The 13759-nt window shown below is 77.5% G+C and carries 12 protein-coding genes; 6 read left to right on the top strand and 6 right to left on the bottom strand.

All coding sequences use genetic code 11. The features are described from left to right. Window positions 1–59: 59 nt before the first annotated feature. Window positions 60–518, bottom strand: coding sequence for an SRPBCC family protein (locus tag O7599_RS00480; RefSeq protein ID WP_281620033.1), 459 nt, complete (start codon window positions 516–518; stop codon window positions 60–62). Window positions 519–611: 93 nt separating this feature from the next. Here O7599_RS00480 and O7599_RS00475 point away from each other — a divergent pair, with 93 nt between their 5' ends. The 3 genes from O7599_RS00475 (at window position 612) to O7599_RS00465 (ending at window position 2841) form a co-directional block, all read left to right on the top strand. After that, window positions 612–965, top strand: coding sequence for a hypothetical protein (locus tag O7599_RS00475; RefSeq protein WP_281620032.1), 354 nt, complete (start codon window positions 612–614; stop codon window positions 963–965). A gap of 71 nt (window positions 966–1036) precedes the next feature. Beyond that, a complete protein-coding gene (locus O7599_RS00470; protein WP_281620031.1) occupies window positions 1037–2047 on the top strand; it encodes a DJ-1/PfpI family protein in 1011 nt (336 codons plus the stop codon). Next, complete coding sequence (locus O7599_RS00465; RefSeq protein WP_281620030.1) at window positions 2044–2841, top strand: DJ-1/PfpI family protein; 798 nt, start codon at window positions 2044–2046, stop codon at window positions 2839–2841. Before O7599_RS00470 ends, O7599_RS00465 begins: the two co-directional genes overlap by 4 nt. A gap of 23 nt (window positions 2842–2864) precedes the next feature. On the opposite strand, the gene O7599_RS00460 is transcribed toward O7599_RS00465, so the two are convergent. Then, entirely contained in the window at window positions 2865–3515 is a 651-nt protein-coding gene (locus tag O7599_RS00460) for a response regulator transcription factor (RefSeq protein WP_281620029.1), read from the bottom strand. Beyond that, entirely contained in the window at window positions 3512–5734 is a 2223-nt protein-coding gene (locus O7599_RS00455) for a histidine kinase (protein ID WP_281620028.1), read from the bottom strand. The genes O7599_RS00460 and O7599_RS00455 overlap by 4 nt, the downstream gene beginning before the upstream one ends. 132 nt (window positions 5735–5866) lie before the next feature. Here O7599_RS00455 and O7599_RS00450 point away from each other — a divergent pair, with 132 nt between their 5' ends. Both O7599_RS00450 and O7599_RS00445 read left to right on the top strand, forming a co-directional pair. After that, window positions 5867–8752, top strand: coding sequence for a hypothetical protein (locus tag O7599_RS00450; protein ID WP_281620027.1), 2886 nt, complete (start codon window positions 5867–5869; stop codon window positions 8750–8752). A 217-nt stretch (window positions 8753–8969) separates the two neighbouring features. Then, entirely contained in the window at window positions 8970–9857 is an 888-nt protein-coding gene (locus O7599_RS00445; protein WP_281620026.1) for a hypothetical protein, read from the top strand. Between the two features lie 16 nt (window positions 9858–9873). Here O7599_RS00445 and O7599_RS00440 read toward each other — a convergent pair whose 3' ends face one another. Continuing rightward, window positions 9874–10845: a LysR family transcriptional regulator gene (locus tag O7599_RS00440; protein WP_281620025.1), complete on the bottom strand. Its 972-nt coding sequence runs from the start codon at window positions 10843–10845 to the stop codon at window positions 9874–9876. Between the two features lie 83 nt (window positions 10846–10928). Continuing rightward, the gene (locus O7599_RS00435) at window positions 10929–11654 is read right to left on the bottom strand and encodes an SDR family NAD(P)-dependent oxidoreductase (protein WP_281620024.1); all 726 of its coding nucleotides are present in this window, start codon (window positions 11652–11654) and stop codon (window positions 10929–10931) included. A gap of 208 nt (window positions 11655–11862) precedes the next feature. On the opposite strand from O7599_RS00435, the gene O7599_RS00430 reads away from it, so the two are divergent. Then, entirely contained in the window at window positions 11863–12858 is a 996-nt protein-coding gene (locus O7599_RS00430) for a GNAT family N-acetyltransferase (protein WP_281620023.1), read from the top strand. Between the two features lie 22 nt (window positions 12859–12880). On the opposite strand, the gene O7599_RS00425 is transcribed toward O7599_RS00430, so the two are convergent. After that, window positions 12881–13708: a helix-turn-helix transcriptional regulator gene (locus tag O7599_RS00425; protein ID WP_281620022.1), complete on the bottom strand. Its 828-nt coding sequence runs from the start codon at window positions 13706–13708 to the stop codon at window positions 12881–12883. Between the last annotated feature and the right edge of the window lie 51 nt (window positions 13709–13759).

Below are 13759 nucleotides of genomic sequence, written 5' to 3'. Positions count from 1 at the left end.
TGCCCGGGCCTCGGGTGTGACCTGGTTCTCTTCACTCCCGGCCGCGCGGGGAGTGCCGGTCACAGGCCCCGGAGCAGACCGTCGAGGACCCGCCCGAACACCCGGCGTGCGGTCCACGCCACCAGCGGATCCAGCGCCCGCGGCACCCCCCGCACCCCGATCTCCTCCCGCCACACCACCCGCACCGGCCCGGCCGCACCGGCGCCCGCCTCTGGCCCGTACACCTCGATCTCGGCCCACCCGCGCACCACCCGCCCGCGCTTGACCAACCGGCACCGGCCCTCCGCGCGCCCGGCCCCCGGCGGTGACCACGCGACGACCTCCATCGGATCGTCGAAGCCCACCCGGCCCACACCCGTGCGCGCCGTGAACCGCGCCCCGACGCCCGTCGCGGGCACGGAGACACCGGTGATCCGGGTCAGCGGAACCCGCCGGCCGTGCGCGGGCCAGTCGGTCAGCCGCCCCCAGACCTGCACCGCGGGCGCGTCGACCCCGCGCGCCACCTCGAACAGCGCCATACGCCCAGGCTAGGCGGTGCCGTCACCCGCGCGGGTGGTTGCCCCGCCGGGGCCTGCGCTAGGCTTCGGCCCGTCCTGCCAGGGAGGGGTTTCATGGGCCACCAGGAACGGCGAGTCGCGCTCATCGCCGAGCGGGCCGCACCACACCTGGAGCCCGGCGAGGAGATCCAGACGGGATTCGTCGGGCAGAGCGGTTCGTTGATCTTCACCGTACGCGTGTGGACGTTCGTGGTCACCGACCGCGCCATCCTGATCGTGGGCCGCAGCGGCGTCCAGCGCCTGCCCCGCGACTTCCGCTTCGGTGAACCCACCGGGATCTACCACAAGATCCGGATCGACCGCACGTACAAGGTGCACCGGCAGTACTACGCGGAGATCAGAGCCGCCGACGAGGCCCTTCGCGACATGCAGGCCGGCGGCAACCCGCCGGAGAGCGACCCCCGCTGAACCACGCCCGCCTCCTGTCTGCCGGTGATCGCCGGCCGGTACGGTGGCGTGGGCCGGAGGGCGGGTGCGAGGTGGCGGACGCCGCGGTACGCCGGGTGGTGCTCGTCGCGTACGACGACGCGCAGATACTCGACATCGCCTGCCCCAGCGGCGCCCTGGACGCCGCCAACCGCTTCGGCGCGACACCTTCGTACGCCATCGGGCTGGCCACCGCCACCGGCCGCGGCGTGGTCAGCTCCGCCGGTATCGGCCTGGGCGGCGGGCAGCGTCTCGCCGAGGTGCCGGCGCGGCCCGACACCCTCATGGTCGTCGGCGGCATCGGGCACGAGCGGGCCTGCGTGGACGGGGAGTTGGTGCGCCAGGTACGGCGGCTCGCGACCGGTGCGCGCCGGGTCGCGGCGGTGTGCACGGGGGTGTTCGTGCTGGCCGCCGCCGGCCTCGTAGACCAGCGGCGGGTGACCACCCACTGGCGCTACGGCGCCGAACTCGCCGCCCGCCACCCGGCCGTCGCCGTCGACCCGGCCCCCCTGTACGTACGCGACGGACACGTCTACACCTCCGCCGGCGTCACCAGCGCGCTGGACCTCACCCTCGCGCTGATCGAGGACGACCACGGCCCGACCCTCGCGCGCGGCGTCGCCCGCGAGCTGGTGACGTACCTGCACCGCCCCGCCGACCAAGCGCAGATCAGCATGTTCCTCGCCGCCCCGCCCAGCGGCGACCGCCTCGTGGGCGACCTCCTCGGGTACGTCTCCGGCCACCTCGCCGACGACCTCGGCCCCCGCGCGCTCGCCGCCCGCGCCGGCATCAGCACCCGCCACCTCACCCGGCTGTTCGCCCGGCACCTCGGCACCACCCCCGCACGTGCGGTGCGCGCCGCCCGCACCGAGGGCGCGGCCCACCTCGTCCGCTCCAGCGGGCTGACGCTGGCCGCCATCGCGCGCCGCTGCGGGTTCGGCTCCGCCGAGACCCTGCGGCAGGCGTTCCTGGACCACTACGGGGCCACCGGGGACGCGCTTCGCAGGATGCCGGACATGCCGCCGGCCCGCCCGCAACCGGACCGGCAGAATCCCGGGGCATGACGAACAGCGACACGGAGACCGACAGGACGACGCGCAGGGCCGCTCTCGGCGGCGCGGTGGCGCTCGCCGCGGCGGGCCTGGCGGCCGGCCTCCCGGCCGGGACGGCCCACGCCGGCACGAAGGGGCAGACCGCGGGGCGGAACCCGAAAGGACCGCGGATCGGGGTCATGCTGTACGACGGCTTCAGCCTGCTCGATCCGACAGGACCGGTCGAGGTGCTCTCCCGGCTGCCCGGGGCGGAGATCACGATGATCGCCGAACACCGCGGCCCCGTCCGTACGGACACTGGGCACACCGCGGTCGTCGCCGACAGGTCCTTCGCCGAGACCGGCGAACTGGACGTGGTCCTCGTCCCCGGCGCCGGCAACCGGGGCACCGTCGCCGCCATGGAGAACCCGGCGATCCTCCGCTTCCTGCGCCGCGCCCACCGCCGCACCCGCTTCACCACCTCGGTGTGCACCGGCTCTCTCGTCCTCGGCGCCGCCGGCCTGCTCGGCGCCCGCGCCACCACCTACTGGGCGTCGAAGGACTACCTGGAGGCGACCTTCGGCGTCACCTACGTCGCGGAACGCTACGTCCGCGACGGCAAGGTGATCACCGCCGCCGGCGTTTCCGCCGGCATCGACATGTCCCTCCACCTGGCCGCTCTGCTCACCGACGAGCTGACCGCGCGGGCGGTCCAGCTCGCCGTCGAGTACGACCCCCAGCCCCCGTACGACTCGGGCAACGCCGCCGAGGCGAGCCCCGAGCTGAAGGAGCTGGCGCTGCGCCTGCTGGAGGAGTCGCAGCGGTAGCGCCCCGGCGTCGGGCGAGGGCGTCAGGCGAGGCCGGTCTCGTACGCGTAGATGACCGCCTGCGTCCGGTCCCGCAGTCCCAACTTGGCGAGGACCGACGTCACATGGGTCTTCACCGTCGACCTGCCGATGCCGAGGACCGCGGCGATCTCCGGGTTGCTCAGCCCCTTCGCGACCTGGCGCAGCACCTGGGTCTCGCGCTCCGTCAGCGCGTCCAGCCGGTCGTCCCGCGCCGCGCGCGGCACGACCGCGCCGGACGCGAACGCGTCGACGAGCCCGCGGACCACCGCGGGCGCGAGGAGCGCCTCGCCGGCCGCGACGGTGCGGACGGCGTCCACCAGGTCCTGGGGGTGGCAGTCCTTGAGCAGGAACCCGGAGGCGCCCGCGCGCAGGGCCTCGAAGACGTAGTCGTCGCGCCGGAACGTGGTCAGGATCAGCACGCGCGCCGGCGGTTCGCCCGCGGTCAGCTCCCGGGTCGCGGCCAGGCCGTCCATGCCCGGCATGCGGATGTCCATGAGCACCACGTCCGGCGCGGTGGTACGGGCCAGCCGCAGCGCCTCCGCACCGTCGCCGGCCTCGCCGGCGACCGTCAGGTCCGGCTCGGCGCCGATCACCGCGGCGAAGCCGGCCCGTACCACCGCCTGGTCGTCGACCACCAGCACCCGCACGCTCATCGCCGCACCTCCGCCGCCCGGCCCGCAGGCACGGGTGCGCCCGCGGCGGGGTCCATCATGTCGAGCAGCTCGCGCAGCGCCGCCAGCGCCCGCCGCGCCTCGTCCGTCACCTCGGCCAGTGCGGCGGCGTGCCCGATGCGGCCCGCGAGCCCCGACTCGGCGCCGCGCACCAGGCGCACGGTGCGCTCGGCCACAGCGCCCTGCAGCCCGGCCGCGACGCGCCGCCGCTCCGCGGCCACCGCCGCACCGACGCGAGCCGCCACCGCGTCCAGCACGCGCCGCTCCCACCGGCCGCCCTCGCCGCGGCGGGCCCGGGCCAGCAGCCCCAGCGCCCACACGGGCAGCAGCCACGGCACCGCCGTCAGGCCCAGGGCCGCCATGAGCACGACGGCGCCGGCGCCGGCCGGCTCCGCGGGATCCGCGGCGAGGGCCAGCCCGAGCACGGTCCCCGCCGCGACGCCGACCGCGACGGGCGCGGGCCACGAGCGGTGCGGCGGGTGCCGGGCGGCCACGGCGCAGAGGGCGAGGAGTTCGGCCGCGGCGGCGACGGTCAGCGGCGCCGTCGCCGCCGGTACCGGGAGCCCCGCCGCCGTCGCCGCCGACCAGCCGAGCGCGACGGCCAGCATGACGGCCAGCGCCCGCGCGGGCGCGCGGCGCAGCCACAGCAGCGGGGCGGCGTGCAGCAGCAGCGGCAGCGCGGCCGAGGGGCTCACCGCGAGCGGCACCAGCGCGCAGCCGGCGAACGCCGCCGCTTCGGCCGCACCGGTCCCGCGGACCGTCGCGCGGGCCCGGCCGCGGACCGGCAGGACGGCCCGCACACACCAACCGCCGTCAGCCGGTGCCGGATCGTCCTCCGGACGGCCCGCGCCGGTGCCCCGGCCGCCGTCCTCCGTGCCGGCCGCGCGCGGGGCCGCCGCGCACCGGCCGACGCCGCCCGGCGGCAGGCCGGCCTCCGTACGGACCGCGCGGTCGGCCCCTACGGACCGCCCGCCGTCCTCCGCCCGGGCGTCCGGAGCGTCCCGTACCGCCCAGCCGCCGGCGCGCGTGGGCGGACCGCCATTCGTACGGACCGGTGGGACGGCACCAGCCGACCCGCCGGGACCGGCCGTCAGCCGCCCGCCCGCCGCCTCGACCCGCCGCCGCATCCCGGCGACACCCCGGCCCCCGGAGCCGCCCGAGCCGCCGCCACCGCCGGGCACCGCCGGACCGCCCGCCGCCGCGGCCCCGTTGGCCACCGTCAGGACCAACTCGCGCGTCCCGTAGTGCAGTCGTACGGTCACCGCGGCGCCCGCGGCGTGCCGGATCGCGTTGGTCAACGACTCCTGCGCCACCCGGTACGCGGCGGCGCCGACGCCCTCCGGCACCGGCACCGGCCGCCCCGTCACCGCGAGCCCCACCGGAAACCCCAGGTCCGCCAGCCGGCCGCAAAGCGTGCCGAGCCGCCGGTGCGGCGGGCCGCCCACCGCCTCGTCGCCCGCGGCGTCCACCACCCGCGCCAGCGTCGCCAGCGCCGCCCGGCCCATGGCCGCCGCACCCGCCAGCGCCTCGCCCGCCAGCTCCGGCCTGCTGCCCACCAGCCGCAGCGCCGCGGCGCTCTGCACCGCGACCGCGCTCAGATGGTGCCCGGCCGCGTCGTGCAACTCGCCCGTCAGCCGCTCCCGTTCCGCCGCGGCGGCCGCGTCCTGCTCCCTCGCCACCCCGGCCAGCCGCGCCGCGACCCGCGCCCGCCGCGCCACCCGGTGCCGCCACAGCCGCCCGCACAGCACGACCAGCAGATGCGCCAGCACCCCGGCCAGCAACTCGTCGAGGAGAACCCACGCCGACGCCGCGCCCGCGACCGGCGCCCCCACGACCGCCGCGGCCACCACTGCGCCGGACAGCGCGCCCCGTACGCCGCCGTGCACCGCCAGCGAGAACAGGGCGATCCACACCGCCCCCGGCAGCGCCGGCACCACCGCCGCCTCCGGCGCCAGGGCCTCCGCGCCGCCGTCGACCAACAGCACCGCGGCCAGCACCGCCCCCGGCGCCCGCCGCCGCCACACCAGCGCCCCGGCCGCGACGAACACCGCCAGCAATCCGCCGACCGCCGCCCAGCCGGCCCCCGGACCCCCCGACCCCAGCAACGCCACCGCCCACACGACCGGCTGCGCCCCGGCCAGCGCCGCCGGCAGCGCGACATCCGCGGCACCCGGCCACGTCCGGCCCCCCGTCCGCTCCATCCCGCCAGCGTACGGCCGCCACGGCGGCGCCCGTCTCCCCCCGGAGGCGGAGACCGCCCCCGCCGGCTGTCCGACCCCGGTGCGTACCCGAGCACGACGCGCTCGCGCCCGCCGCCGCGGTCTGCTTGCCGCATGACGCACGACGACCAGCGGCCCGAAGCCGCGCCATCCGACCACCGGGCCGGCCACGACGGCGCACCCGGCAGCGCAACTCCCCGCCGCCGCACCCTCGTCGCGGGCGCCCTCGCCGTGACCGCCGCCCTCGCCGGCGGCTCGGCGCCCGCGGCGGGCGGCGGGCTCGCCCGCGCACGGAGAACCGCCCCGGAGGAAGACGTGATCACCGTCCCCGGCGAGAAGCCGCTGCGCACCAACATCCCCGTCGTCCGCGACCCCAGGGCCGCCGGCGGCGCCTGCCTCGCGCTCGCCACCGCGGAACCCCCGCCCGCCGGCCGCTGGTACGCCACGTACGCCGTCGACGTCCCCGCCGCCGGCGTCCACCGGCTGACCGCCGTCGCCACCGCCCCGGTCGAGCAGCCGCACGCCGCCGAGCCCGGCTCGTACTGCGGCCTCGCCGTGGGCGACGCCCCGCACCGGCCGCTGGCCGGCTCCCAGCCGCACTGGTACGAGTCCCCGCCCGCCTGGGGCGACCTGTCAGTCCTCACCCTCGGCGACATCGAACTGCGGCGCGGCCGGAACCTCGTCACCTTCACCGTCGACGAGCCCACCGTCCTGGAGGACTACACCGGATACCGCTTCCTGCTCGACGAGTTCACCCTCACGCCCGTGGACCTCGCGCTGCGCACCGTCCACCTCGGCGACCCGGACTCCGGTCTCGGCCTCTGGCGCGGCGACGAGCCCGCCGACCTGCACTTCGGCCTCGGCAGCACGGCGCGGCAGGCGCGTACGGTCACGTACACCGTCCTCGACTACCACTCGGCGACCGTCGCCTCCGGCTCCGCCACCGTCCGCGCCGGCGCCGCGACGGGCACCGCCCCGCTGCCCCGTGACCTGCCGCCCGGCAACTACCGCGTGCTGGCCGCCCTGGACACCGCTCCCGCCGGCGTCGTCACCGGCAGCTTCGCGCGGCTGCCCGAGCGGCGGCCGGCCGCCGGGCCCGACAGTCGCTTCGGCGTCAACGTCGCCACCTTCGCGCTCGTCCCGCCCGCCCGGCTCGACGCCTTCGCCGCCGGCATGCGGGAGATGGGCGCCGGCTGGGTACGCGACGGCAGCTCCTGGCCGGCCGCGCAGCGCGCGCCCCACGGCCCGTACGACAGCGGACTCTACGGCCGTACGGTGCGCGCCTTCCGCCGCCACGGCCTCGACGTGCTGGAGGTCGTCTCCCCGCCGCCCGCCTGGGCGATGAGCGAGACCTCCGTCCCGCTGCCCGACGACCTGCGCGACGCCTACCGCTACGCGGCCCACCTCGCCGGCGACGGCAACGGCACCGTCGCCGACGCCCTGCACCTGTCCAACGAACCCGACGTGGACGACACCGCGAGCACCGGCGACCAGCACGCGGCCTACGTCAAGGCCGCCGCGCTCGGCATCGCCGGCCGGCCGCACCACCCGCCCGTGGTCCTCCCCGGCATCGCCACCGCCGGGCCCTTCCAGGACCTCATGCTGCAGAACGACGTGACCCGCTACGCCGACGCCTGGAGCTTCCACGGCTACCCGGCACCCGGCGAGGACCCCGAGTTCCCCGCCGCGGCCGAGGAACAGCGCGCGCTGCGCGACACCTACGGGCCCGGGCTGCCGATGTGGATGACGGAGTGCGGCGCGATGCTCCCGGCAGAACCCGGCCGCGACCTCACCCACGAACGGCAGGTCGTCCAGGCCCGCTACCTCGTCCTGTCGACCGTGGAGAGCCTCGCCGAGGGCACCGCCCGGCACTTCTGGTTCTGCGCCCCGCCGTGCACCGACGACGGCGTCTCCTTCGCGCTGCTCAGCCGGGAGTTCCAGCCGTGGCCCTCGTACAGCGCGTACGCGGCCATGACCTCGCTGCTCGGCACGGCGGACCACGTCCGCACCCTCACCGGGCTGCTGCCCGCGGCGGCCGGTTTCGTCTTCCGCGACGGGCCGCGGACCATCACCGTCGTGTACGCGCCGGGCCCCGGACCCACCGACGTGCCGGTGCCCGCATCCCCGGGCGGGCGGGTCGAGCGCTACGACATCATGGGCGCCCACCGCGGCACGCACGTCCGCTCCGCCGCCGGGACGGTCCGTATCGCGGCGGCGCCCGACCCCTGCTACCTGGTGAGCGAGACACCGGACGCCGCCCGCGACCCGCGCCCCGCGGCCGTACGCACCCGCGGCGGCCGGCTGTCGGCTGCCGAGCACATCGTGCTCGCGCAGCGCTTCGCCGCCGCGGACGCCGCGCCGGGCAAGGCCGACGGCGACACCCCGCCGCCGCTCGGCTACCGGCTGACCGCCACCACCCGGATGTCGGTGGACGTCTACAACTTCGGCGCGGCCCCGCGGACCGTCGCGGTCACGGGGCGCGCCTTCGGCGGCTGGTCCCTCGCACCCGCGGGCGCCGCGGAGGTGACGGTCGCGCCCATGGGCCGCGAGAGTGTGGAGTTCACCGTCACCGCGGGCCCCAAGGTCCGCCGCGGCGTCGACTATCCGCTGGTCTTCGAAGCCGCCCTGGCCCCGGACGCGGCGGCCGTACCGCCGTCCGTCTCCCGCATCCAGTACGCCACCCGCCGCCGGACCGGCCGCGCCGTGCCCCTCGCGCCGCGCGTCGACCGGCTCTCCCCGAAGGACGGCGCGACGGCCTCCGGCCCCGCCGTCCGGCTGCGGGCCCGCGTCACCGACCGCACCTCCGGCATCGGCGCGGCCGGCACCGAGGTCGAGGTCGACGGCCGCCCCGTACCGCACCGCTTCGACCCCGCCACGGGCCGGCTCACGGCGGCACTGACGCTGCCGCCGGGGCGGCACACGGTACGTGTCCGCGCCCGGAACGCGGCACACGCCGCGGCGCTGGCGACGACGACGTTCACCGTCCGCGGCCGGGCCTGACGGGGGCACGGGCCGCCCGGGGGTGCGGTGCGAGACGTTCGCGGACCGGGGGAGTGACGACCGCGAGCGCCGCGGAGGGGACGGCACCGGCCGAAGGCGGCTGCCGTTCTCCCGCCGGCCGCGGCCTGCCGCTCCGGTCGTCCGCCGATCCGGTCCGGCCGGCGGACACGTCCGAATCGTCCAAGACCGCCGCCCACGCCGCTGCCATGGTGGGCGCATGACCGCAGACCTCTCCGCCGCCACGTCCTTCATGGCCACGCACGCCCGGCTCCTCGACCGCCGCCGCTTCGAGCTGCTGCTCGACCGGGCCGACCCCGCCGCCGTGCTCGCCGCCGTCGACGGCTACCGCAACCCCGACGGCGGCTACGGCTGGGGCCTGGAGCCGGACCTGCGGGCACCGGAGAGCCAGCCCGGCGGCGCGCTGCACGCCTTCGAGGCGTTCGTCGACGCCGCCCCCGCCACCACCCCGCACGCGGCGCGGCTCTGCGACTGGCTGCTGTCGGTCACGCTCCCCGACGGCGGGCTGCCCTTCGCGCTGCCCGTCGCCGACCCCGCGGGCTGCGCGCCGTTCTGGACGCAGGCCGACCCGGCGGCCTCCGCCCTGCAGAGCACCGCCTTCACCGCCGGCACCGCCCTGAGGCTGGCCGCGCACGACCCCGCGGTCGCCGCCCACCCCTGGCTGGAGCGGGCCACGCGCTACTGCCTGGACGCCGTCGAGGCCATCGGCGACGAGCCGCACGCGATCGAGCTGTCCTTCGCCATCCGGTTCCTCGACGCCGCCTCCGACACCCGCCCGCGGGCCACCGCCCTGCTGGAACGGCTGCGCCCGCTCATTCCCGACGACGGCGTGCTGCCCGTCGCGGGCGGGTCCGAAGGCGAGGCGATCCGCCCGCTCGACGTCGCCCCGGAACCGGGCCGCCCGGCGCGTGCGCTGTATGCCCCGGAGGTCGTCGACGCCGAGCTGGAGCGGCTGGCCGCGGAGCAGCAGGAGGACGGCGGCTGGCAGGTCGACTTCGGCTCCTTCTCGCCCGCCGCCGCGCTGGAGTGGCGCGGATACCGCACGGTCGGCGCCGTGGCGGTGCTGAAGCAGAACTCCCGGCTCTGAAGGGTCCCGTGCCCGTTCAGCCCCGGGCGACCGCGGGCTCCGGCACGGCGCGGGCCGGCTCCGGTGCCGGCGGGGCGTCCGCGCCCGGCGCCGCCTCCGCCGCCGCGGCGAGGGTGTCGACGGCCGACTGGACGAAGGCCCGTACGAGCGGCGTCTCGTGCGCCGTACGCCAGATCAGCCCCCACACGCCCATCGGCTGCTCCGTGATCGGCACGTACGCGATGCCGGGCCGCGGGAAGTGCCGCGCCGCCTCACCCTGTACGACGCACACCGCGTCCCCGGCTGCGACCACGGCCTGCGCCTCCTGGAAGGTGGCGATCTTCGGCCCGTCCGCGGGGATCGGCCGCCCCGAGGGCGTACGTGCCGGCATCAGCGCCTGCATCCAGTACGCCGGGACCGGGTTCACCGGCTGCGGAAACACGCAGTCCGCGAGCTCTTCGAGGCTCACGGACGCGCGGCCGGCGAAGGGGTGGCCCTCGGCCACCATGAGCACGTGCGCCTCCCGGGCCAGCACCGGGCCGACCGTCAGGTCCGGCTCGCGCACCGGGAGCCAGGTGACCTCCAGGTCCACCTCGCCCGCGCGCAGCATCCCGAAGGGGTCGCTGAAGACCACCTCGCGGAAGCGGAGTTCGACACCCGGGTAGCGGTGCTTGAAGCGCGCGAGTATCGACGCCTGGTCGAACGCCTGGGCGCACATCAGACCCAGCGTGAGCACCCCGGTCGTCCCGCGGGCGGCCGCGGCGGCGGCGTCGATGCCCTCCTGGATCCGCCGGTAGCCCGCGCGGAGATCGTCGTGAAGGCGGGCACCGATGGCCGTCAGCTCCACCCTGCGGCTGGTGCGCTCGAACAGCGGCGCGCCGATGCGGCGCTCCTGCTTGGCGATCGACTGGCTGACGCGCGCCTGCGAGACGTGCAGCCGCTCCGCGGTACGGCCGAAGTGCAGCTCCTCGGCGAGTGCGAGGAAGATCTCGATGTCCCGCAGCTCCATCCCGCACCCCCGTATCGCCTGGCCGTGGCCGGAAACCGGCACCGTCCCGGGAGCGTATCCCGCCTGCCCCGCCCCCGTCACCCTCAGGCCGCCGCTCCATGACCTGCGGCGGAGGCGGACGCGGGGGCGGCGGACTCCCGGCGGCGGGCCGCGGCACCGTCGACGAGCCGCAGCAGCGCACCGGCCCCCGGCCGCCCGCCGACGACGCTGACGTCGACCCCTTGGCGCGCCGCCTCGCCCACCACCGCCCGGCTCAGCGCCACCACCGCGCAGGTGCCCGCCCGGTCCAGCGCCGCGCCCGGCGCCCCCGGCGGGGCAACGGAGCCGCAGAGCTGGAGCAGATGGCCGGAGCGCTGTGCGTACAGCAGCGGCAGGACGGCCTGCGCGACCCACAGCGGCCCGAAGAACGCCGACTCCAGCCGCGCCCGCGCCGCCGCCTCGGGTATCCACCCGACCGGCGCGGCTGCTGCCGCGGCTGCTTCGGCGGCGGGGCCCCCGGCGCCGCCGCCGGGGGAGGGGCGCGGGGGCCGGGCGTCGTTGACGATCGCGTCGAGCCGGCCGAACCGGTCGGCCGCCGCGCACACCGTGGCGTTCACCGACCAGTTGTCGGCCACGTCCAGGGCACGGACGAACAACCTGCGCCGGTGCTCGTCGTGCCGCGCGAGCAGCCGCTCCCGGGCGGCCTCGTCCGGTACGACGGCGGCGACCCGGTCGCCGCGCGCCAGCGCGGCCGCGGTGACGGCCCGCCCCGCGCCGTGTCCTGCCGTGGTGACGAACCAGACCCTGCCCGTACGTGCGGTGGCGGTCATGGACCCTGCGCCCCCTTCGGTGGCTGCGTGTGCTCTTGCGTCTGCACGAACAGCCTCGGCCCGGCGCCCCCGGCGAACAACGGCCGATCCGGCAACGCCGGATAACCCGTCGGTTATCAATCCCCGGTGCCCATCGATAACCGACGGGTTATGGCACGTTCCGGGATCGGCCGTTGTTCGCCGGGCGCCGCGCGGCGAGGCTGGAGCCATGAGTTCACCGGGGGAGATCGCCGTCGTACGCGACGCCGCGCCGGCCGCGGACGCCTGGCGCGCCGTCGTCGCCGCCGCGCGGGCGGCGGACCTGCCCGGCGTGCCGGCGCCGGTACGGGAAGAGGTCCTCGCCGGACTACGGGGGGACGCCCAGGCCGGCGGCACCATGCCGCCCGCCTGGGCGGCCACGGGGCCGGGGGGCGAGGTGACGGCCGTAGCGGGGGTGCGGCCGGCCACCTCGCCCGGCCCGGTCCGTACGACCGCGGAGCTCCAGCTCTACGTCCACCCCGGCGCCCGCCGCCGCGGCACCGGCACCCTGCTGCTGGCAGCCGTCGCCGCCGCGGCCCGGGAGGCGGGCTGGGCCGCCCTGCGGGCGGCGGCCCCGGCGTGCACGCCCGCCGACGTCTTCTGCCTGCGCCACGGCTTCGTCCGCGAGCGCGTCGTCCACCACCTGCTGCTGCCGCTGTCGGAGGTGCACCGCGCCTGGCTCGCGGAGCTGGTCTTCGCCGACCACCCGGGCTACCGGCTCACCACGTGGTACGCCCCCGCCGTCCCGGCGCCGGCCGGCCCGGCCCGTACCGCACCCGCGCCGCCCGCCGCGGACCCCGACGGCCTCGCCGCGGCCGTCCCCGGTTTCGCCTTCGGCACCGCCGCGGGCACGCCGGAACCCGCCAGCGGACGGCTGCTGACGGTGGCCGCCCTGCACACCGGCACCGGCGCCGTCGCCGGCTACACCGAGGTACTGATACCGCCCGCCCCCGCCCCCCGCGCCCAGCACTGCCACCTCGCGGTCGTACCGGCGCACCGCCGCCGCGGCCTCGGGCGCTGGGTCACGGCCGAGATGCTGCGCCGGCTGCATGCCGAGCACCCGCAGATCAGCGAGGTGGAGACCGCCGCCGCCGACGACGGGGCCGAGGTCCTGGCACTCGACGAGCAACTCGGCTTCCGCCCGTACCGCCGCACCCACGGCTACCGGCTGAACCTGCCCGGCTGAGCGCGCACCCGCCCCCGGGCCGTCAGCCGGGGCCCGCGGTCGCGGCGAGCGACCCGAGGAGCGCGAGCGCCTCGGCGCTGGGCGAGCCCGGCTCCGCGTGGTAGACGACCAGCTCCTGCCCCGGGGCCGCGCGCACGTCGAACGTCTGCATCGTCAGCGTCAGGGGACCCACGTCGCGGTGCGCGAAGCGCTTGTGCTCCAGCGCCTTGCCGCGGGCGTCGTGCCGCGCCCACAGCTCCGCGAACTCCGGGCTCGACGCCAGCAGCCCGCCGAGGACCTCGCGCACCCGCGGGTCGTCCGGCGCCGCACCGTGGGCGAGGCGGAAGCCGGCGACCGAGTTGCGGGCCACGTCGTGCCAGTCGCGATAGAAGGAGCGGGCGGCGGGGTCGCAGAACACGACCTCCATGAGGTTGCGCGAGTACTCCCAGCCGTGGAAGAGCGCGTCGGCGATGGCGTTCGAGGCGAGCACGTCGTACGCGCGGTTGTAAACGACCGCCGGGTTGTGCGGCCAGGCGTCCATGAGGGCCAGCAGGCTCGGCTCCACCCGGTCCGGCACAGCGGCGGCGCGCGCCCGCGGGCCGAGCCCGGCCAGCCGGAACAGATGCAGCCGGGCGTCCTCGTCCAGCCGCAGCGCCGCGGCGAGCGCGTCGAGGACCTGCGCGGACGGCGACCGCTCCCGGCCCTGCTCCAGCCGCACGTAGTAGTCGGCGCTGACCCCGGCCAGCAGCGCGACCTCCTCGCGCCGCAGACCGGGCACCCGGCGGTGCCCGGTGACCGGGAGGTTCGCCGCCTCCGGCGTGACACCGGCGCGGCGCGCCGTCAGGAAGGCGCCCAGCTCGGTACGTGCCATACCGCCATGCTAGGCACGCCGCCCGCGACCGTGCCTGGGTGCGCCGCACCC

Source organism: Streptomyces sp. WMMC500 (genome assembly GCF_027497195.1).
GTDB lineage: Bacteria > Actinomycetota > Actinomycetes > Streptomycetales > Streptomycetaceae > Streptomyces.
This window is presented reverse-complemented; position numbering and strand designations above follow the sequence as displayed.